The organism is Vibrio sp. dhg (assembly GCF_003443775.1).
GTDB lineage: Bacteria > Pseudomonadota > Gammaproteobacteria > Enterobacterales > Vibrionaceae > Vibrio > Vibrio natriegens.
This window is the reverse complement of the sequence record NZ_CP028943.1, coordinates 1,941,059-1,962,089: the sequence shown is the minus strand read 5'-3', so window position 1 is coordinate 1,962,089 and position 21,031 is coordinate 1,941,059. Positions and strand designations below refer to the sequence as shown.

The window sequence follows — 21,031 nt, the reverse complement described above, 5'->3', positions numbered from 1 at the left end:
TCAACAGACCCTAGTCTTCTATGATAACCCGAGTATCCTCACTCAGCGCTTCTAGCTCATTCGCTACATCTTCAATTTCCATTTCGCTTGGCAGTTTAATCGCGATTTTTGCACTGAACAGGCTTGAGCTGACGCCGCCACCTCCAGCAATAAAGACACGTTGACAGTCCATATCTAAAATCGAGATGCCTTGATCATCAAGAATATGGGTTATCTCGTTTACGATGCCAGCTCTGTCGTTGGCGTCGAGTCTGAGCTGGAAGATCGTGTCGGCACTATGCGAGTAAGGTTCGGAATCGACGAATTTAACCACTAATGTCTGACATGCGGAAAATGCGTCTTTAACGATATCGGCTTTTTCTTTTGGTAATTCAATTTTAATCACCCCCGCCACTTGGTCTTCAATAAAGTTAACTTTACTGATTAACCATTTACCTCCATTTTCATGGGTGATGGCAGCAAGTTCCTTGATGGTCGCAGGTGATGCCTGACCAGCAAAATTAACGATAAACACAGTGTTCATATGGTCCCCTCCTGGAAAAAGGTTTGGACGCGGCACGGGATTACGTAGCGCTTAAGTTATTGGAATAAATCCTTTTATTCAGTGTAGGTGTTAGGTGAGGGATATGTTTGATGAAGGTCAATTTTTTGGGCTAATTCTTGAAGCGAATATTTAAAACTGTGTTTGAACCACAAAAAAGCAGCCAGTCGGCTGCTTTATCGGTTTACGTCAGATTAGAACGTGACTTTTAATTCCATGCCATAGAACTGGCTGTCGTAACTGGCACCTGCGTTCATCGCAAACTTGGCTACATCCTGATTACCAAACCAAGGGGATGAACTAAATTGAAGTTCGGCACTGCCACCCCATGCGTCGGTGACCCAGTAGTGGACATGACCGACTGGGTTTAGGAAGAATAGTGATATATCACCCACCGTTTCCGAACCCAATACTTCACCACCATTTGCCAGGATATCTTGCTCAGCGGTTACCATCATCTCGCCAACGACAGCACCAAAAAACGGCGTAATGAAAAGATCTTGCCAAGAAGGCACTTCAGCAAAAGCTTCCACACCATACTCCCAGAAGAACGCTGACATTGTAGCGGAGTACAAGAACGACTCAAATTCGTTATAACCAGAGTGGCGGGCCGCAGTATAGTAAACACCACCAAAATAAGGGTGCATAATATAGTTGAGAACATGCTCATCTCGGTCCCAAACCGGACCATCAGAGACATTGTCTTTCCATTTCTGACCCAGCTTACTCATATCACGGTCTTCTTCATCCCACTTAGTGATACTTTCTGGAAGGAAGGTCATCAAACCGACAGTCGCAACACTCAAGCCAAGAATGGTGTACGTTTGGCCCATGAGGTAATCCCAGTCTTTATCTTGAGGAACGATAAGATGTTTGGGTTGAAGACCAGCGTCAAGATTTAAAGAATCATCATTATCCTGTTCAAAAGCCAGACTGCGGTTTTGAGCTTCAAAGGTGTATAGATTGGTCGTTGCGCAGTAGCCGGACAGGCAATCAGGGGCGTACGAAAACTCCGAATGTCTGGCCATATCGTATTGGCTTGCATTTGCAACGGTTGTTGTTACAAAGCCGAGTCCTGCTAGAGTCTTCTTGAATATGGATGATTTTGACACAAAGGTCTCCGAGTAATTGATTTGATGATCTAACTCAAATTATCCCTTAAATAAAAAACCATTTAAATACTTGATGTTAATTTATATCAAAATGATTTCATTACACTAGCTTGCACCTTGAGGTGATCGGCTCACATTATCAACGTGATTAGAGCGTCGGCACGTGTCCTTTTTCATCACCCTCAAGCGCTGTCGTGGTGGCTTCTTTTGTTCCGGTTACCCAGTTTGAACCATGCAATTCGAGCGGATTTGTGTATAGTTAACACCAGTGCAGGTAAAACTAATTCAATAAATAGAACATGATATGAGTACAGCATACAAAATTAGAAATGTGCTCATGGTGAGGAGTCAGTTGTGAAAATTGCAATGCTTAGTACCGGTGAAGAAGTTCTTCACGGGGATATTGTTGATACAAATGCGGCCTGGATGTCTAGTCTGTTTTATCAGCAAGGATTTGGCTTAACTAAACGCTCAACAGTCGGTGATAAGCAATCGAGCTTGATTGAAGAGTTTTTAATGCTGAGTTTTAATAATGACGTTGTTATCGTTAATGGTGGTTTAGGGCCAACGACTGACGACTTGAGTGCCGCGGCAGCAGCAAAAGCGGCTGATTGTAAGTTGGTGCTGTTTAAGGAATGGCTTGAGCAGCTAGAGAGCATGTATGCGCGACGTGGCAAACCTATGCCAGATAGTAATTTAAAACAAGCCATGCTCCCTGAAACTGCTCAAATACTCGATAACCCAATCGGTACTGCCTGTGGTTTTAAAATGTTGATTAACGATGCGGTTTTCTATTTTACGCCAGGCGTACCCAGCGAATTTAAACTGATGGCAGAAACGCAGATTTTGCCTGATTTGAAGCGCACTTTCCCTGATGTTCAAGGCTCTTCATGTAGCCGCATTTATACATTTGGACTCTCAGAGTCGGGCATCTCAGATAAGTTGGACCCGATAAAGTTACCTGAGGGGTATGAGCTTGGTTATCGCTCTTACTTACCTTTCATTGAAGTGAAACTGTTTGGCCCTAACGATCAGTTTGATCAGCGTTTAAAGTTATTGCAGATAATTAATCAACACCTGGAGGCTAACACAGTCAGCATCGACCAGCCTATGATCGAGCATGTCGGCCAGTTGTTAGTAGAGAAAGCGTTAACGCTATCAGTTTCTGAAAAGAGCAGTGCAGGGTATTTGACCTATTGGCTCAACGGTGATGAAAACGCCGAAAAGCAACTTGGCCACAGCTGGGTTTTATCAGGCAGTAATCAAGCTATCAAAGACGAAGGTGACCCATTAGCTGCAACGTTTGCACTGTCCGGTGCGACTCGTGAAAAATGCCGAACTGATTTGTCGTTAGTTACAGGCGAACTTGATGATGGTCTGTTTTCTGTCGCGCTATCGACGCCTAAAGGGGAATGGGGAGCTGTCTACAAGCTGTCCAGAAAATATCAGCGCGATGATCAAGTAAAAGTCATCAGTACAGCCGCTCTCGATCTACTGCGCCGTTATCTGGAAGGTAAGCCGATGTTTGCCCACTATGCATTTTTAGAAAAAGTGAAAGAGATGCACATTCCATCCAGTGTAATTTAGTGCCAGTTTTTACACGACTTTTGGATAAAAAAGCCAACTCTGTTGGCTTTTTAAATATGCCTATTCTTCACGTTGGGATTTTTGATAACGAGCAAGGAAAAGTCGTGTCGTTTCTTCGACCAGACGTTGCTTCTCTTTTTCCGTTAGTGGTGCTTTGATACGCATCAGCTGAGGCCACAGCGCGCTTCCTTTGATCAAACTATGCAGCTGTTCTTTAGCAAACTCGGCATCAAGATCGATCAGTTTGCCGTCATCACTCGCAGCAAGGATCCAGCGATAAACTGCGGTTTCTTTTTCTGCCAGCTTCTTCAATTCTTCCTGCAACATATCCGGGTTGCTGAACAGGTAGTCAAATGCTACTCGAGCCAAGTCTTGATATTGTGGCGAAGATAGAAATTCCAACTCTTCGGTCAGTAGTGACGCAAGTTGAGTACTCAATGGCTGCTTGCCACTGTATGTGACGTTGCTTTGTATTATCGCTCTTTGCCATAGTTCAGAAAGCAAATGCAGAACCAGCGCTTCCTTACTTTCAAAGTGATTGTAGATCGTGCGCTTTGACACATTGGCTAACGCGGCTAATTTATCCATGCTCGTCGCTTTCACGCCTTCTTCACGAAAAGCTTCAATGGCTGCCTCAACTATCGCTTCCCGTTTTAACTCACTTCGAGTCAGCTTTTTTTCCATCATAAAGATCATTGCTCGTAATTCTTTGATCCAATTTTACACTGCATAGTTTACTTTTCAATCTAGTTAAGTAAACTACACCGTATAGTTTACTTTTGGTGACAAAGAATGAAGTCAGTTACTTTTATCTTCTTAGGAATATTGGTGGTCGGTATGCTAGCGAGCTTAGCTTCTAATAAACAAAAGTTTTACAACAGCGAAATGCGATATTCATCGACTCTGGGCGACACGGTGAAGATCGTTCATGCATTCTTAACAGCAAAACGTGTTGATGCCGTCCCAAAAACACCGCTTCTCAATTATGAAATAAATCCTAACGATCTTCGTCAGCCGAAGAGCGACTTCTTATATCGTCTCGGCCATTCAAGCGTGTTAATGCACATCGATAGCACTTGGATTCTTACGGATCCTGTATTCAGTGAACGTGCTTCTCCAATACAGTGGGCTGGACCGAAGCGCTTTCATCCGGCTCCAATCACAGCAAGTTCGTTGCCCTACATCGACATTGTGATTATCAGTCACGATCACTATGACCACATGGATAAAGCGACGATAAAAGCGATCGATGAAAAAGTTGGTGTATTTGTTACGCCTCTTAAAGTGGGTGACCGATTGCAAAATTGGGGCATCTCGAGAGAAAAGATCATCCAGCTAGATTGGTGGCAACCGGTGTCGCTGAACAACATTGAAGTCGTTTCAACGCCTTCTCAGCACTTTTCAGGTCGTGGCTTGTTGGATCGTAATCAAACCCTCTGGTCGAGCTGGGTTATTCTAGGCAGCAAACATCGTATTTTCTTTAGTGGGGACAGCGGGTACTTCTCTGGTTTCAAATCTATCGGCGAGCGTTATGGCCCATTTGATTTCACTCTAATGGAAGCGGGGGCTTACAACTCGCTTTGGAGCGATATTCACATGATGCCGGAAGAAAGCGTGCAGGCACATATCGACCTGCAAGGGAAATTTATGATCCCAATCCATAACGGTACATTCGATTTATCCATGCACCCATGGTACGAGCCTCTTGAACGTATATCCGCAATAACTGCGAATCGTGGCGTTCAACTCGTCACTCCTGCTTTCGGTGAACAAGTCGTACTTGATGCGCCATCACTTAAGAATCGTTGGTGGCTGGAGCAATCAGCAAACAGCAACCTCGAAATCGCTCAGTTTTGAACCAATAGTCGATGAAAACTTTAAGGAGAAGATTATGAATAGATGTTTAGTCACAGGCGCAAGTGGTCACGTTGGTAATAACCTTGTCAGGGCTCTCTCTCGACAAGGAGACTACGTGCGTGCAGGCATCCGTAACTTGAAGAAGTCTGATTCATTGCAGGGAATCGATTGTGATGTTGTTTACTGCGATTTATTAGATAAAGCGTCACTGCGAGAAGCGCTTAATGGCATTGATACCCTCTATCAGGTTGCAGCAGTCTTCAAACATTGGGCAGAAGATGAGGAGGCTGAAATCGTAAACCCCAACTTGATCGGAACGAGAAACATACTGGAAGCCGCAAAAGAAGCAGGGGTAAAACGAGTCGTTTATGTAAGCTCCATCGCTTCTTTAGAACAAACACATCGCAACGAAAACGGCGAAATTATTGTTGAAGGATACAATGTTTCTGACCAGGTCAACCCATACTGCCGCGCGAAAACCCTTGCAGAACAAGAGGCATGGAAAGTTTCGGAAGAGTTAGATTTGGATATGGTGACGGTACTACCTTCCACTATTCTAGGCGGGGAATACAAACCGAATACTGAATCGCTCGACGCTTTCTCTGCAATCGTGAATGGTAAAATGCCATTCTTATACGAGTTATACTTAAGCCCTATTGATGTTGATGATGTCGTTAAAGGAATGATTAGCGCAGCAAAAACAGGTGTTCGTGGGCATCGCTATGTTTTAGCTAACACTTCCACCATTTCCACTAAACAAATCATTGATATTGCCCGCGAGATCAACCCGTCTCTCGTTGCTCCGAAGATACTGGATGAAAATGAGATTTACGCACTTGTTGATCAAGCTGAAGCGGAAGCGCTTAAAACGAATACTCGGCCTAAGATCATTCGCAGCAATGTGGCACGTACCCTCAAACATAAGTTTGTGTTTGATTTGCACAACTCATTGATGCATCTCGGCCATTCACCTAAAGCGGCAGAGACGGTTGTTAGAGAGACCATGCAATCATTGTATCTCCGCTGATCAATTTGTAGTCTCACAAAAAACGAACCCCACCTGTATGAGGTGGGGTTCTGAATACAAACAAAGGTGTTTACTTTGTCTTGTTACGTTCGATGCTACTCAGTTGACGTCAGGCACGCTGCTTTTCTTTCATCGTGTAGTTAACGCCACTGAGTGAAACATTGGATTTCGCTTTACAGATACAAGGCAAAATTTCTTCGCCTTGAGTGTAAGCCATAGCAAAACCAACATACTCAACTTCACCAGACTCTAACGTACAGCGACATGCACCACAGTGGCCGTCACGGCAGTTATATTCTGGTAATAGGCCAGACTGTTCCATTGTCTCCAAAATAGTATTGGAAGGGTTAGATTCAATGCTGATAAGTTTGTTGATTTTGATTGTCGGCATTACAGCTCAAATCCTTCAAAGTCGTCCGCGCTTACTTCGTTGTCAATTTGACCAACAAGGTAAGATGAAATCTCTGCTTCTTGAGGCGCAACTTGAACGTTATCAGAAGACAACCAAGCATTAATCCATGGAATAGGGTTGCTTGTCGCTTCAGGGTACGCTGCTGGTAGACCTACCGCTTGCATACGAATATTGGTGATGTACTCAACGTACTGGCTAAGAATGTCTTTGTTCAGGCCGATCATTGAACCATCTTTAAACAGGTATTCTGCCCACTCTTTCTCTTGCTCTGCCGCTTCTTTGAAGAGATCAAAACATTCTTGTTTTGCTTCTTCTGCGATTTGCATGAACGTGAAATCATCCTGACCGTTACGTAGCAGGTTGATCATGTGCTGAGTACCGTTTAGGTGAAGCGCTTCATCACGTGCGATCAGCTTGATGATTTTCGCGTTACCTTCCATCAGTTCGCGCTCTGCGAAAGCGAAAGAACATGCGAAACTTACGTAGAAACGAATCGCTTCTAGAGCGTTCACAGACATCAGACAGATGTACAGTTTCTTCTTAAGGTCGTACAGGCTTACCTTAACTGTTTCACCGTTAAGGACATGCTCACCTTCACCGTAGCGATGGTAGTCATTCGTCGCTTGAATCAAATCGTCGTAGTAGTGCGCGATGTCTTTCGCACGCTTTAGAATGTGTTCATTCTCAACGATGTCATCAAATACCACAGCAGGGTCGTTCACGATGTTACGAATGATGTGCGTGTACGAACGAGAGTGAATCGTTTCAGAGAAAGACCAAGTCTCAATCCATGTTTCTAGTTCAGGCAGAGAAACAAGAGGAAGTAGCGCAACGTTCGGGCTACGGCCTTGGATTGAATCGAGAAGCGTTTGGTACTTCAGGTTAGAAATGAAGATGTGCTTCTCGTGATCTGGCAACTTGTTGTAGTCGATACGGTCGCTAGATACGTCAACTTCTTCTGGACGCCAGAAGAAAGAAAGTTGCTTTTCGATCAGCTTTTCGAAAATTTCGAATTTTTGTTGGTCATAGCGAGCAACGTTTACTGATTGACCCAAGAACATTGGTTCTTTTAGTTGGTCATTTTTTTTCTGGTTAAAAGTACTGTAAGCCATAATGCCTCAATTCCTTTTAAACCTCCCGCGTAGGGGAGGTTTTCGATATTCTGTTACTATTCAGTTACTGCGGATTGCTAGGGTCGTGTAGATTAAATCTTACAACCGCCACCTGCACAATCTTCTTCTTCAGGTTGAACTGCGTCTTTCTGTTCATCCTTAGCGCCATCACGAGTGTTATGGTAGTAAAGCGTCTTCACACCAAACTTGTACGCAGTCAGCAGGTCTTGAAGAAGTTTCTTCATTGGAACCTTACCCGTCTCGTAGCGTGATGGGTCGTAGTTGGTATTTGCAGAGATCGCCTGGTCAACGAATTTCTGCATGATACCGACAAGGTGCAAGTAACCATCGTTAGAACCGATGTTCCAAAGCAGCTCGTAATTGTCTTTTAGCTCCGTAAATTCTGGCACAACTTGCTTCAGGATACCGTCTTTCGACGCTTTTACTGACACAAAACCACGAGGTGGCTCAATGCCGTTTGTTGCGTTCGAAATCTGAGAAGAGGTCTCAGAAGGCATCAGCGCAGTCAGCGTTGAGTTACGTAGACCGTGTTCCATGATTTCTGCACGTAGGCTATCCCAATCGTAGTGAAGCTCTTCGTTACAAATCAGGTCGATATCTTTCTTGTAAGTATCGATTGGCAGCAAGCCTTTCGCGTAGTTTGTCTCGTTGAACGAAGGACACTTACCTTGCTCTTTTGCCAGCGCTACTGAAGCTTTCAATAAGTAGTACTGCATCGCTTCAAATGTACGGTGAGTCAGGCCGTTTGCACTGCCGTCAGAGTATTTCACACCGTTCTTCGCTAGGTAGTAAGCAAAGTTGATCACACCAACACCCAGAGTACGACGGTTCATTGTCGACTTGTATGCTGCTGGTAGTGGGTAATCTTGGTAGTCCAACAGTGCATCAAGGGCACGAACAACCAGATCAGATAGCTCTTCAAAATCATCCAGAGACTTGATAGCACCTAAGTTGAACGCAGACAGCGTACATAGTGCGATCTCACCAGAATCATCTTCTACGTTAGTCAGTGGTTTGGTTGGAAGTGCGATTTCCAAACACAGGTTAGACTGACGAACAGGCGCTACTTCAGAATCAAATGGGCTGTGAGTGTTACAGTGGTCCACGTTCTGAATGTAGATACGACCTGTAGATGCGCGCTCTTGCATTAGCAAAGTGAACATCTCAATCGCTTTTACGGTTTCCTTCTTAACTGAAGGATCGTTCTCGTACTTAACGTACAGACGCTCGAACTCTTCTTGGTTTTCGAAGAATGCGTCGTATAGACCTGGTACGTCTGAAGGTGAGAATAGCGTGATGTTACCACCTTCAACCAGACGCTGGTACATCAGCTTGTTTAGCTGTACGCCGTAGTCCATATGACGAACACGGTTTTCTTCAACACCACGGTTGTTCTTAAGCACCAATAGTGAACGTGCTTCGCCATGCCACATTGGGTAGAAAACAGTTGCAGCACCGCCACGTACACCGCCCTGTGAACAACATTTCACAGCGGTTTGGAAGTACTTGTAGAAAGGAATACAACCAGTGTGGAATGCTTCACCACCACGGATCTCTGAACCTAGAGCACGGATACGACCTGCGTTGATACCGATACCAGCACGTTGAGAAACGTAACGAACAATAGAGCTTGCTGTTGCGTTGATAGAATCCAGGCTATCACCACACTCAATTAGCACACAAGAGCTGAACTGACGGGTAGGCGTGCGCACACCTGACATAATCGGTGTAGGCAGAGAGATCTTGAATGTTGACGTCGCATCGTAGAAACGTTTGATGTAATCAAGACGTGTTTCTTTCGGATACTTAGCAAACAGACATGCAGCCACAAGAATGTACAAGAACTGAGCACTTTCGTAGATTTGGCCCGATACACGGTTCTGTACAAAGTACTTACCTTCAAGCTGTTTTACTGCAGCATAAGAGAAGTTCAGATCGCGCTTGTGGTCAATGTACGAATCCAGTACGTCTAGCTCTGCTTTTGTGTAATCTTCTAGCAGATGTCCGTCGTACTTACCCATATCAACGAGTCTAGCTACGTGATCGTAAAGCTTAGGTGGCTCATATTGGCCATACGCTTTTTTACGTAGATGGAATACAGCTAGACGAGCTGCCAAGTACTGGTAATCCGGTGTCTCTTCTGAGATAAGGTCGGCCGCAGATTTAATGATAGTCTCGTGTATGTCTGACGTTGTAATACCATCATAAAACTGGATGTGAGCTCGTAACTCTACTTGAGAGACAGAAACGTTGTGCAGACCTTCTGCAGCCCAAGTAATAACGCGGTGGATTTTATCCAGATCGATAATTTCTTTACGGCCATCACGCTTGGTGACGGTAAGTTGTTGGTTCATTCTGCTTTATTTCCCTAAGAAAACTGATAAAAGCCGTGTTTTTGTCTATTTATATGCAAAGCTTTCTAGTCTTGCGGTGGCTTTGTGATCAAAGTCTATCTATATATTGTAGCTTAAACACAATATATAGGGGTTAATTTGTTTGCGGGTTACAAGATAGTGCTATTGCTCAGATTGATCAAGGTACATGTTTGGGATGACTTGTGGATAACTACCCAAATGAAAAAAAACAGTAAGTGAACACTAACCGATGAGAAAAGGGCAGACTTGAATAGGTAAAATCACAGTTTTGAGATCGGTTTAGAAATAACCGCTCGGAAAAATATTTTCCTTGATCTTTGGACATTTTTATTTGCGAAAAATAGGTTGGTTAAAATGCTATCTACAGCACAAATCTTATACACAAAAGCGGTAACTTTGTGCTACCGCTTCTGACGATTTTCTTAACTGAATGGTCAACTAGAACAAGGTTTTTTAACGTTACGGCGTTCAGTATTTTTTAGTATGAACGATGTAGTTTACATCCACATTACGACCAAGTTTATAACTGTCGTTAAGTGGGTTGTAATGCAAACCGGTGATACCTAAATCAGTCAGATCGGTTTGGTCAATCATCTTCAGCATTTCTGCTGGTTTGATGAACTTCTCATGGTCGTGAGTGCCTTCCGGAACAATCTTGAGTAACTTCTCTGCGCCAACGATGGCAAACAAGTAAGATTTAACGTTGCGGTTCAAGGTTGAAAAGAACACGTGACCACCAGGTTTCACCAGTGCCGCGCAAGAGCGGATAACAGAAAGAGGGTCCGGTACGTGTTCCAGCATTTCCATACACGTGACGACATCGTAAGTCGCGGCATTTTCTGCTGCATGGTCTTCGATGGTGCTTTGGATATAAGTTAGCTTTGTGCCCGTTTCCAGAGCATGCAGGCGCGCGACTTCTAGTGGCTCTTTACCCATATCTAGCCCGGTTACGATGGCGCCTTCTTTTGCCATGCTCTCTGCGAGAATGCCACCACCACAACCAACATCGAGTGCGCGTTTGCCAAACAAACCATCTGCTTTTTCGAGTACATAGTTCAAACGAAGTGGGTTAATTTGGTGAAGTGGTTTGAATTCACCCTCTAAATCCCACCAACGAGAAGCCATGTCCTCGAATTTCTTAATTTCACTAGGGTCGACGTTTTGTGCTTTAGTCATAATGGTTGTACTGCATTCAATCTGAGTCCTTTAGAGGGCGTCAGTATACTCTAACGTTTTATCAGTATTAAACTGATTAATCCCCGTTTTGTTCACCAGAATTCTATTTTTGCTTAATATTGAACGAAATATAGTCACTTTTCATAAGGATATCGGATGAGTGTGCAAATTCTCGACATTTGAATCTCAACAAAGCTCACAACCTGATAAAAGGAGAGGGAAAGGGATGCCGAAGTGATGAAATGTGTGTTATATTTTTCGCCTTACACGTATCGTAATTACGATCAGATAATAGAGGGATAATGGCTCCATGAGCGATTTAGCTAAAGAGATCACGCCCGTAAACATTGAAGACGAGCTTAGAGGTTCATATCTAGACTACGCGATGTCAGTAATCGTGGGTCGTGCTCTTCCAGATGTGCGTGATGGTCTAAAACCAGTGCACCGTCGCGTTTTATTCGCGATGAACGTACTAGGCAACGATTGGAACAAACCATATAAAAAATCAGCCCGTGTTGTCGGCGACGTAATCGGTAAATATCACCCTCACGGTGATAGTGCTGTGTACGACACAATCGTACGTATGGCTCAGCCGTTCTCACTTCGTTATATGCTGGTCGATGGTCAAGGTAACTTTGGCTCAATCGATGGCGATTCTGCTGCGGCAATGCGTTATACCGAAGTACGTATGGCAAAAATTGCCCACGAGCTTCTGGCTGACCTAGATAAAGAAACCGTAGACTACGTACCTAACTACGATGGTACCGAGCAGATTCCAGCGGTTCTTCCAACAAAAATTCCAAACCTATTGGTAAACGGTGCCTCTGGTATCGCAGTAGGTATGGCGACCAACATCCCGCCACATAACCTTGGCGAAGTGATCGATGGCTGCCTTGCATACATCAATAATGAAGCCATCACTATTGATGAACTAATGGATTACATCCCTGGTCCAGATTTCCCGACGGCAGCACTTATCAGTGGTCGTAAAGGCATTGTAGACGCGTACAAAACAGGTCGCGGTAAGATCTACATGCGTTCAAAAGCGGACATCGAAACAGAGAAAAACGGTAAAGAAACCATCATCGTTACCGAAATTCCTTACCAAGTGAACAAAGCTCGTTTGATCGAGAAGATTGCTGAACTGGTTAAAGATAAGAAAGTAGAAGGCATCAGTGCGCTACGTGACGAATCTGACAAAGATGGTATGCGTATCGTTATTGAATGTAAGCGTGATGCAGTAGGCGAAGTGGTTCTGAACAACCTTTACGCTCAAACTCAGCTGCAAACGACTTTCGGTATCAACATGGTAGCGCTGAACAACGGTCAGCCACAGCTATTCAACCTAAAAGACATGTTGAAGTGCTTCGTGGATCACCGTCGTGAAGTGGTAACTCGCCGTACTATTTTCGAATTGCGTAAAGCTCGTGAACGTGCCCACATCCTAGAAGGTTTGGCGCTTGCACTAGCAAATATCGATGAAATCATCGACCTAATTCGTAAAGCACCAACGCCAGCAGAAGCGAAAGCAGGCCTTATCGCACGTGGTTGGGATCTTGGCAACGTAGCAGCAATGCTAGAGCGTGCTGGTACTGATGCTGCGCGTCCTGAGTGGCTAGAGCCTCAATACGGTATCCGTGACGGTCAGTACTTCCTGACTGAGCAACAAGCGCAAGCAATTCTAGATCTACGTCTACACAAATTGACTGGTCTGGAACACGAAAAGATTCTGGCGGAATACAAAGAGCTTCTCGATGAAATCGCTGAGTTAATGCACATTCTTGCAAGCACTGAGCGTTTGATGGAAGTGATTCGTGAAGAGCTAGAAGCCGTTCGTGACGGTTTTGCTGATGAACGTCGCACTGAAATTACTGCAGCGAGCCATGACATTGACATGGAAGAGCTGATTGCACGTGAAGACGTAGTAGTCACTCTGTCTCACGGCGGTTACGTTAAGTACCAAGTACTGAGCGACTACGAGTCACAGCGCCGTGGTGGTAAAGGTAAGAGCGCAACTAAGATGAAAGACGAAGACCATATTGAGCGTCTTCTAGTGGCGAATACCCACGACAACATCTTGTGTTTCTCTACGCGTGGTAAAACTTACCGCTTGAAAGTTTACCAATTACCGCTTGCGAGCCGCACTGCTCGTGGTAAGCCTATCGTTAACATTCTTCCTCTGGAAGATGGTGAGCGTATCACGGCTATCCTGCGTGTAGATGAGTTCTCTGAAGATAAGTTCATCTTCATGGCGACGGGTGACGGTACAGTTAAGAAGACGCCACTAAACCAATTTGCCAACGTTCGTTCAAACGGCCTTATCGCCGTTAACCTGCGTGATGATGATTCGCTGATCGGTGTTGATATCACCAATGGTGACAGCGATATCATGCTGTTCTCTAAAGCAGGTAAAGTTGTTCGCTTCAGCGAAGATAAAGTACGTGCTATGGGTCGTACTGCTGCTGGTGTTCGCGGTATGAAGTTGGGTGAAGATGACCAAGTTGTGTCTCTAATTGTTCCTTCAAACGAAGGTGACATCCTGACTGTGACCGAAAATGGCTATGGTAAACGTACCGAGCTTGCCGAGTACCCAACTAAGGGTCGTGCAACGCAAGGTGTAGTATCTATCAAAGTTTCTGAACGTAACGGACCTGTGGTTGGTGCGGTACAAGTAGAAGAAGGCGACGAGATGATGATGATCACCGACGCTGGTACTCTAGTTCGTACTCGTGTAGCAGAAGTTAGCCAGGTTGGTCGTAACACTCAAGGTGTCACACTGATCAGAACCGCTGAAGATGAAACAGTAGTAGGCCTGCAACGCATTGACGAAATTGAAGACGCTGATTTACCAGAAGGTGAAGAAGGCGAGTCAACGGAACCAAGTGCAGAGCAACAAGCTCCTGAAGCTCCTGAGTCTCCTGCTGCGGAAGATAGCGAAGATTAATCTTTAATTCTGCACCTCTTCTAACTAAAAGCCGAGTATTTTACTCGGCTTTTTAGTGCCGACCCTAAAATCCACCAAATATATTGTTCTTGTTGGTATTAACACACACGAATATAACGAGTGTCTTTGACTTTAATAAATGAGAGATATAGTTACTGCTTATATTCTGTTGCTACTTATATGTTTCTCATTATCTGAGGTTTTAATATAAATCCTCGTGCGTATTCGAAACCGATTAACTCGGAGCTCGTCTCATGTATAACGGCGTTTGTATAGAGTCGGTGTATATAGTGTTAAAGTTATTGCATATTGCATATTGCATATTGCATGGTCGTCTTTATAGCCAAATAACTTCTAAGTGTTTGGTTCGGTGAGAATGAACCGATCCTCAGGTGTGGTAAGGCCCCATTAAGGCAATTGGAAGCTTCATATATATGGGAGTGGATGAGTTAGAGGGGAATTAGCCTACGTCGAACAACATAATATGTCGGTGATTGATTTCAGCTTTTAATCATTGGCTAGAATAAAGACAAGTCAAATTAGTGTTAGTTGTGTGACTGTAATTCCATAATTTGAAACAATCTGTGAAAATAACAAGCAGAGTGTTATTCTTTCTTAAGATTTCGAAGGCTCCAGCATATATAAAATGAAAACGTTAAGCTGGGTACGTAATAAAAGATCTCAATAGGTAAACGAGTGGATTCAGTTATATCGCAGTTAAGAAAGGACTTTCATGCGCATATTCGCGCTATGCAGGCACTAAGATTGCCACAAGTTACTTCAACTCTCGCCGTTTTGACCGACGAAGAAATTCAAGAACTCGAAACCGTATGGGTAGAGTTTGCTGTCTGGAAGCGTCGTCAAACACATTAATCCTCTTTTTTACACTCGCATCTATCAACCCCGGGCAAAATTTGTCTGGGGTTTTTTATTGTAGTTTGACGGAAATGTTATATTATAACACTTCGTCAACGTGACGGAGGTCATCCATCGTCATGTATCGTTGAGAGGAAAAGATCTAAGATATAGTGATCTATGCATTGAAAAATGTGGTATCAATCCCCATAGTTGAAGAGCATGAGTTCATCCCATGAATGTAATAACGAAAGTGCATCAAGAAATAAATCGAGTGAGTGTAGATATGGCTGAAGTACGTGCCAGAGTAGATTTTAAAGTCGGGGCTAAGAGTAATATTGATGCTGAAATCCTGTCTTTCCGTGGTTTGAAGACGGATAAAGAGCATGTAGCAGTTATCTTTAAACAAGCAGACCAAGTTCAAGAAACGCCACTGGTGCGTATGCATTCTGAGTGTCTGACCGGCGATGTTTTTCACTCCTCTCGTTGTGACTGTGGTGAGCAATTAGAAGAAACGATTCAACGTATGGGAGAATCGGGCGGTATTATTCTGTACTTACGTCAGGAAGGTCGAGGTATTGGCCTGTACAACAAGATTGATGCTTACCGACTACAAAGTCAGGGTATGAACACCTACGAGGCGAATAACCACTTAGGGTTTGACGATGATCTGCGTGACTTCACTGAAGCAGCTCAAATGTTGCAAGCTTTAGGTGTGAGCAAAATCCGCCTTGTGACTAATAACCCGAAAAAAATCCGCGAGCTCGCCGAGTACGGGGTCGAAATTGTTGAAGTTGTAAACACTTCTGCTCACGTCAAAGATGGTAACGAGAATTACCTCAAAGCAAAAGTCTCTCACGGCAAACACAATCTCAAGGTTTAGCCTCAAAAACAGAACTGTTAACAAGTCATGTTAAAAGCCTCACATTGATGAGGCTTTTTTTTTATCTTAAGTTGCAAAAAAATTGTAAATTTGTATTATCTCGTGACTAAAAGTGCAAATAAGAATAATTAGCACTTCGAATACAAAAAACAATTTGCTCAACAAGGATGCTTCTAATGAATGCAAAAACAGTATTAGTTCAAGCTATTGCTGCTTCACTTCTTATTTCCAGTGGTACTGCGGTTGCTGCTCAAGTAACCAAACAAGGCGTTGTCGAACATTATGCAGACGTCGCACATGCTGTATTCGCAGATTCATTAAACACGGCTAAAGCGCTAGACGTGAAAATTGATGAATTCCTCAAAGCCCCTTCAGCGAAAAAGCTAGAAGAGGTTAAACAAGCGTGGCTTAATTCTCGCGTACCATATCAACAGTCTGAAGTATTCCGCTTTGGTAACGCGATCGTCGATGATTGGGAAGGTCAACTTAACGCTTGGCCGTTGGATGAAGGCTTAATCGACTACGTCGCTACGGATTACCAATATGAACTTGGTAACGAAGGCGCTGCGGCAAACATCGTGGCTAACAAAAGTCTGACTATTGGTGCAACGACACTAGACGTATCAAAAATCACACCTGAACTGATTGCTGATCTGAATGAAGTTGGTGGTTCTGAGGCGAATGTTGCTTCTGGCTATCACGCGATTGAATTCCTACTTTGGGGACAGGACCTTAACGGAACAAATGCTGGCGCGGGTCAACGAGCTTACACGGACTTTGTTGTCGGCTCTGCTTGTACCAATGGCAACTGTGACCGTCGTGGTGAATACCTGAAAGCGGCAGCTGATCTATTGGTTCAGGATCTTGAATGGATGGAGAAACAGTGGTCTGCGGATGTGAAAGACAATTACCGTCAGGAACTACTGGCAGATTCAGCAGAGAATGGCCTGCGCAAAATGATGTTTGGTATGGGCTCGCTGTCTCTTGGTGAACTGGCCGGTGAGCGCATGAAAGTGGCGTTAGAAGCGAACTCAACAGAAGATGAGCACGATTGTTTCTCTGATAACACGCACAACTCTCATTACTACAACGAGCAGGGTATCTACAACGTGTACATGGGGCTTTATAAGCGACAAGACGGTACGCTACTAACTGGTCCAAGTATTGCTGACCTGGTTGCCCAACAAGATGAGCAAGCGGCGAAAGAGATTCAAAAGCAGTTTGATGACACTCGTAGTCAAGTAGGTGAGTTGGTGACTTCTGCCGAGAAGAAAAACCAACACTTCGACCAACTGATTGCTGCTGATAACGTTCAAGGTAATGCGCTAGTGAACGAAACCATCATGTCGCTGGTGGCTCAAACGGGTGCAATTGAACGTGCTGCAAATATCATTGGCATTGAAAGCTTAAGCCCAGATACAGCAGACCACGAGTTCTAATAAAAAATATAATAACCAATCAAGGGCTCATTTTACGGACTGAGCCCTTTGCTGTTTGCGCTCGCTGTTATCAATTCATTTAAGAGCAATGATATGAAGCCATCATCCCTAAATTACTCCCATTTAGCGCTACTTTTTACTGCTGCATTTTCTACGTCTGTAACTGCCTATGAAGTGCGTTCTGGCGGAAAAACCAGTGTTAAAAAAGACGGTGCGAATGCTTATTCCCTTCCTGCGGCAAATTTACCGATGAGTAAACGACTGGACTTTAGTGTCGGGAATAGCTTTTTTAGAAACCCTTGGGTACAAGCGCCAGCGACTACTGAAGCGCGAGATGGACTCGGACCACTATTCAATACCAATGGTTGTCAAAACTGCCATATCAAAGATGGCCGAGGTCATCCACCTGAAGAAGGGGATATCCACGCCGTTTCTATGTTAGTACGTTTGAGCATTCCTGCTGAAACGCCAGAGCAAAAAAAAGCGTTCATCATTGATGGTGGTATTCCAGAGCCAACCTATGGTGGCCAGTTACAAGATTTTGCCCTACAGAACCAAACTCCCGAAGGTAAAATTTCGATTACTTATAGCGATGTTCCGGTGCAATTCAACGATGGCACAATGGTAACGTTAAGAAAACCAACGCTAAAGATTACTGATCTGGGTTATGGAGACATGCACCCGGATACCCAATTTTCTGCGCGTGTTGCGCCACCAATGATAGGTTTGGGGCTGCTGGAAAGCATTCCTGACGACACTCTACTCGCTTGGGCGGACGAAAACGACACTAACAAAGATGGTATTTCTGGGAAGGTAAACAAAGTTTGGGACATCGAAAAAGGTGACTTCGCGCTCGGTCGTTTCGGCTGGAAAGCGGGTCAACCAACATTGATGCAGCAGAATGCAGCCGCCTTTAATGGTGATGTTGGCCTCACAAGTCATTTGTTCCCAAATGAAAACTGTACCTCAAAGCAGACAATATGTAATGAGCTGCCAAATGGTGGTGATCCAGAAGTTAGCCAGAATATTCTCGACTTCGTGGAGTTTTACAGTCAGCACCTGGCCGTACCAATTCGTCGTAATGTCGAAGATCCGCAAGTGCAACTAGGTCAGAAAATTTTTGCTTCATCAGGTTGTGAAAGCTGCCATAAAACTAACGTTAAAACCGCTAAACGAGCTGGTTTACCTGCGCTTTCAGAACAAGAAATACACCCATATACCGATCTACTGTTACACGATATGGGCGAAGGTTTGGCAGACCACCGACCTGAATATCTGGCGAATGGTCGCGAATGGCGCACCCCTCCGCTTTGGGGGCTTGGCTACACCGAAGAAGTTAATGGTCATACCTACTATTTGCACGATGGTCGTGCACGTAACGTTATGGAAGCAGTACTTTGGCACGGTGGCGAAGCAGAAAATTCAAAACAGAGCGTATTGGCGTTAAGCAAGAGCGAGCGTGAAGCGCTGGTGGCTTTCCTGGACTCGTTATAAGGAATCGAATGTGAATAAAAAACTATTAGTGTGTGCCGTTGTTACTGCGCTGAGTCTGACGGGTTGCCAATCGACATTGAGTTCAGCCGATGATCAGGCAGAGAAAACGAGCCATATTTCGCAAAGTGTGTATGAAATCGAGTATCAATCTGCTCATACCTTTTTAGAACAGAGCGCATCATTAGAACGTGCTTTTAATGATTTTTGTGCATCAGGGGATAAAGACCCATCTTCAGTAAAACAACAATGGCATGAAACCATGCGCGCCTGGATGGCTCTGCAAGGTCAGGAGCGCGGGCCTGCGAGTGCGTTGGAGCAAAGCTGGAATGTGCAATTCTGGCCAGATAAAAAGAATACCACCGGACGAAAAATGTCGGCACTAACCAAATCGGATCAAGTCTGGAGTGCACAACAGATCTCAACGCAGAGCGTGACGGTACAGGGCTTGGGGGCACTTGAGTGGTTACTTTACGATAGTGGTTCGACACTGGAAACAAACAGCAATACCTGTTCCACAGCGGTATCAATTTCTCAAAACCTCAATGCTAAAGCCGGCTTGATTGCGAACGCTTGGGCAGAGAACCCGTGGAAAGCAATGAAAAAGACGGAGTGGGAGTCGGAATATATTTCGCTACTGTCCAACCAGCTTGAATACAACATGAAAAAGTTGAGTCGCCCGATGGCGAAAATTGGTCATCCGAGACCTTACTTTTCTGAGTCTTGGCGTTCAGGCACTTCACTCGCGAATTTGAAAGCAAATGTGCAAAGCATGCAAGCTTTATACTTGGCCAATGGCGATGGCTTAGATGCTCTTTTGCGCGAACAGGGCAAGTTGGAACTCGCCGATCGAGTTTCGCGTCAGTTTGACATGACACTTGAAACCTGGCCTGAAGAGAAGAGCCTATTTGAGGCACTACAAACAGTAGATGGCTACCGCACGGTGTTGGCGCAATACAACAAGTTAGAGCAATTGAAGTACCTCATTCACGAAGAGGTAGCAATCGAACTCGGCGTGGTTATAGGATTTAATGCTACCGATGGTGACTGATCAAACAAGACGCACATTGCTTAAAGCCGCTCTATTTGGAGCGGCAGCCCCATTGCTGCCCTTTGGTTGTGCTAGTACGACTCCGCGAACGCCAGCGTTAATTGGATGTTCAATCATTGGCCGTGACAAATATGCAGCAGTTGTTGCCGATGAACATGGGATGCCGATTTCCAAATTGCCAATCCCAGAACGTGGTCATGGTGTTGCTATCAACCAACACGGTCATGCGACGGTGTTTGGTCGTCGGCCGGGTACCTTCTTCATGGTGTTTGACTATCGGAATGGGCAAGTGATAAAGCTGCACATAGCAAAAGCAAATCGTCACTTCTATGGTCACGGCGTGTATTCCCACGATGGGAACTACCTGTTTGCGACAGAAGGTGAAAGGGGCACAAGCCGAGGTATTATTGGCGTTTACGATGTGCGTAAGCAGTATCAAAAGATGGATGAGCTGTCAGGCTTTGGTATCGGACCACATGAAGTCATCATGATGCCCGATGGTGCATTAGCGATCGGTGTTGGCGGTGTGCATACTAATGGAAGAGAGCCTCTAAACCTCGATTCCATGACCCCAAGTTTGAGCTACCTGTCTCAAGATGGTGAGTTGCTCGATCAAGTTTCTCTGCCCGATCACAAGCTGAGCATTCGTCATCTTGCGCATGATGGCTCAGAGACAGTGCTATGCGGCCAGCAATATCGGGGTGAGCCAGATGAATACCCGGCTCTTATCGCGATGCACACTCGAGGTGAAAAAATGCTGGAGCTTGAGGCTGAACCTGAAGAATGGGCGCGTTTCAATCATTACGTTGCCAGCATTGCGGCGACTGATGAGTGGATATTAGCCACTTCTCCTCCGGGAAGCTGCTATGGCATTTGGTCCAAAGCGACGGGCAAGTTGGTTGAGTTGAACGCGTTACCCGATGCATCGGGTGTTGTGATCTATGGGGATGAGTTCCGCATTAGCTCTGGTGCAGGCAAAGTTGTGGAGCAACAGCCAATAGAATTTAAGAATACATTTTCAACAGGTATACAGTGGGACAATCATTGGTCTAGGATTGTGTGAAAAACAACCTTATTGATAGTTTTATGTGAAACTTATCGGAAAAAATATTGTCCCGTTCTTATTTTTAAAGCAGCAACCTGTGAGA

General features: G+C 44.6%; 17 protein-coding genes. 10 read left to right on the top strand and 7 right to left on the bottom strand.

All coding sequences use genetic code 11. From position 1 onward, the window contains the following. Positions 1–10: 10 nt before the first annotated feature. Together DBX26_RS09045 and DBX26_RS09040 are read right to left on the bottom strand one after the other, a co-directional pair. A complete protein-coding gene (locus DBX26_RS09045; RefSeq protein ID WP_020335558.1) occupies positions 11–523 on the bottom strand; it encodes a glycine cleavage system protein R in 513 nt (170 codons plus the stop codon). 212 nt (positions 524–735) lie between these two features. Then, complete coding sequence (locus DBX26_RS09040; protein ID WP_024372913.1) at positions 736–1,638, bottom strand: DUF3943 domain-containing protein; 903 nt, start codon at positions 1,636–1,638, stop codon at positions 736–738. Between the two features lie 369 nt (positions 1,639–2,007). Between DBX26_RS09040 and DBX26_RS09035 the strand changes: the two genes are divergently transcribed. Next, a complete protein-coding gene (locus DBX26_RS09035; protein ID WP_118118850.1) occupies positions 2,008–3,240 on the top strand; it encodes a CinA family nicotinamide mononucleotide deamidase-related protein in 1,233 nt (410 codons plus the stop codon). A gap of 60 nt (positions 3,241–3,300) precedes the next feature. Here DBX26_RS09035 and DBX26_RS09030 read toward each other — a convergent pair whose 3' ends face one another. Next, positions 3,301–3,927 carry a TetR/AcrR family transcriptional regulator gene (locus DBX26_RS09030; protein WP_162889689.1) on the bottom strand — a complete coding sequence of 209 codons (627 nt, stop codon included), beginning with the start codon at positions 3,925–3,927 and terminating at the stop codon, positions 3,301–3,303. A gap of 105 nt (positions 3,928–4,032) precedes the next feature. On the opposite strand from DBX26_RS09030, the gene DBX26_RS09025 reads away from it, so the two are divergent. Then, positions 4,033–5,097 carry an MBL fold metallo-hydrolase gene (locus tag DBX26_RS09025; RefSeq protein WP_174234190.1) on the top strand — a complete coding sequence of 355 codons (1,065 nt, stop codon included), beginning with the start codon at positions 4,033–4,035 and terminating at the stop codon, positions 5,095–5,097. A 34-nt stretch (positions 5,098–5,131) separates the two neighbouring features. Then, positions 5,132–6,124 (top strand): NAD-dependent epimerase/dehydratase family protein, encoded by a 993-nt coding sequence (locus DBX26_RS09020; protein WP_118118848.1) that lies wholly within the window; start codon positions 5,132–5,134, stop codon positions 6,122–6,124. Between the two features lie 109 nt (positions 6,125–6,233). Here the strand turns inward: DBX26_RS09020 and DBX26_RS09015 are convergent, their stop codons facing one another. From DBX26_RS09015 to ubiG, 4 genes are all read right to left on the bottom strand, one after another. Beyond that, a complete protein-coding gene (locus tag DBX26_RS09015; RefSeq protein WP_014232384.1) occupies positions 6,234–6,515 on the bottom strand; it encodes a 2Fe-2S iron-sulfur cluster-binding protein in 282 nt (93 codons plus the stop codon). Continuing rightward, positions 6,515–7,648: a class Ia ribonucleoside-diphosphate reductase subunit beta gene (nrdB, locus tag DBX26_RS09010; protein ID WP_014232383.1), complete on the bottom strand. Its 1,134-nt coding sequence runs from the start codon at positions 7,646–7,648 to the stop codon at positions 6,515–6,517. Before nrdB ends, DBX26_RS09015 begins: the two co-directional genes overlap by 1 nt. A gap of 92 nt (positions 7,649–7,740) precedes the next feature. Beyond that, complete coding sequence (gene nrdA / locus DBX26_RS09005) at positions 7,741–10,023, bottom strand: class 1a ribonucleoside-diphosphate reductase subunit alpha (protein ID WP_065297023.1); 2,283 nt, start codon at positions 10,021–10,023, stop codon at positions 7,741–7,743. Positions 10,024–10,512: 489 nt separating this feature from the next. Further along, entirely contained in the window at positions 10,513–11,220 is a 708-nt protein-coding gene (gene ubiG / locus DBX26_RS09000) for a bifunctional 2-polyprenyl-6-hydroxyphenol methylase/3-demethylubiquinol 3-O-methyltransferase UbiG (RefSeq protein WP_014232381.1), read from the bottom strand. Positions 11,221–11,530: 310 nt separating this feature from the next. Between ubiG and gyrA the strand changes: the two genes are divergently transcribed. The 7 genes from gyrA to DBX26_RS08965 all read left to right on the top strand — a co-directional run bounded on the left by gyrA (position 11,531) and on the right by DBX26_RS08965 (position 20,946). Next, positions 11,531–14,164 (top strand): DNA topoisomerase (ATP-hydrolyzing) subunit A, encoded by a 2,634-nt coding sequence (gene gyrA / locus DBX26_RS08995; RefSeq protein ID WP_014232380.1) that lies wholly within the window; start codon positions 11,531–11,533, stop codon positions 14,162–14,164. 696 nt (positions 14,165–14,860) lie between these two features. After that, positions 14,861–15,037, top strand: coding sequence for a hypothetical protein (locus DBX26_RS08990; protein ID WP_024372911.1), 177 nt, complete (start codon positions 14,861–14,863; stop codon positions 15,035–15,037). A 217-nt stretch (positions 15,038–15,254) separates the two neighbouring features. Further along, on the top strand, positions 15,255–15,902 hold the full coding sequence (gene ribA / locus DBX26_RS08985) for a GTP cyclohydrolase II (RefSeq protein WP_014232379.1): 648 nt from the start codon (positions 15,255–15,257) through the stop codon (positions 15,900–15,902). A gap of 176 nt (positions 15,903–16,078) precedes the next feature. Further along, entirely contained in the window at positions 16,079–17,341 is a 1,263-nt protein-coding gene (locus DBX26_RS08980) for an imelysin family protein (protein WP_118118845.1), read from the top strand. Positions 17,342–17,434: 93 nt separating this feature from the next. Continuing rightward, positions 17,435–18,835, top strand: a complete 1,401-nt coding sequence (locus DBX26_RS08975) for a di-heme oxidoredictase family protein (protein ID WP_162889688.1) — start codon at positions 17,435–17,437, stop codon at positions 18,833–18,835. 10 nt (positions 18,836–18,845) lie between these two features. Further along, positions 18,846–19,883, top strand: coding sequence for an imelysin family protein (locus tag DBX26_RS08970; protein WP_118118841.1), 1,038 nt, complete (start codon positions 18,846–18,848; stop codon positions 19,881–19,883). Then, positions 19,864–20,946, top strand: coding sequence for a DUF1513 domain-containing protein (locus DBX26_RS08965; protein WP_118118839.1), 1,083 nt, complete (start codon positions 19,864–19,866; stop codon positions 20,944–20,946). The genes DBX26_RS08970 and DBX26_RS08965 overlap by 20 nt, the downstream gene beginning before the upstream one ends. Positions 20,947–21,031 lie beyond the last annotated feature (85 nt).

What these genes read in the sequence shown, in the direction of transcription:
- DBX26_RS09045 (WP_020335558.1), bottom strand. Translation starts at nt 523, where the DNA reads ATGAACACTGTGTTTATCGTTAATTTTGCTGGTCAGGCATCACCTGCG.
- DBX26_RS09030 (WP_162889689.1), bottom strand. Translation starts at nt 3,927, where the DNA reads ATGATGGAAAAAAAGCTGACTCGAAGTGAGTTAAAACGGGAAGCGATA.
- DBX26_RS09025 (WP_174234190.1), top strand. Translation starts at nt 4,033, where the DNA reads ATGAAGTCAGTTACTTTTATCTTCTTAGGAATATTGGTGGTCGGTATG.
- DBX26_RS09020 (WP_118118848.1), top strand. Translation starts at nt 5,132, where the DNA reads ATGAATAGATGTTTAGTCACAGGCGCAAGTGGTCACGTTGGTAATAAC.
- DBX26_RS09015 (WP_014232384.1), bottom strand. Translation starts at nt 6,515, where the DNA reads ATGCCGACAATCAAAATCAACAAACTTATCAGCATTGAATCTAACCCT.
- nrdB (WP_014232383.1), bottom strand. Translation starts at nt 7,648, where the DNA reads ATGGCTTACAGTACTTTTAACCAGAAAAAAAATGACCAACTAAAAGAA.
- nrdA (WP_065297023.1), bottom strand. Translation starts at nt 10,023, where the DNA reads ATGAACCAACAACTTACCGTCACCAAGCGTGATGGCCGTAAAGAAATT.
- ubiG (WP_014232381.1), bottom strand. Translation starts at nt 11,220, where the DNA reads ATGACTAAAGCACAAAACGTCGACCCTAGTGAAATTAAGAAATTCGAG.
- gyrA (WP_014232380.1), top strand. Translation starts at nt 11,531, where the DNA reads ATGAGCGATTTAGCTAAAGAGATCACGCCCGTAAACATTGAAGACGAG.
- ribA (WP_014232379.1), top strand. Translation starts at nt 15,255, where the DNA reads ATGAATGTAATAACGAAAGTGCATCAAGAAATAAATCGAGTGAGTGTA.
- DBX26_RS08980 (WP_118118845.1), top strand. Translation starts at nt 16,079, where the DNA reads ATGAATGCAAAAACAGTATTAGTTCAAGCTATTGCTGCTTCACTTCTT.
- DBX26_RS08975 (WP_162889688.1), top strand. Translation starts at nt 17,435, where the DNA reads ATGAAGCCATCATCCCTAAATTACTCCCATTTAGCGCTACTTTTTACT.
- DBX26_RS08965 (WP_118118839.1), top strand. Translation starts at nt 19,864, where the DNA reads ATGCTACCGATGGTGACTGATCAAACAAGACGCACATTGCTTAAAGCC.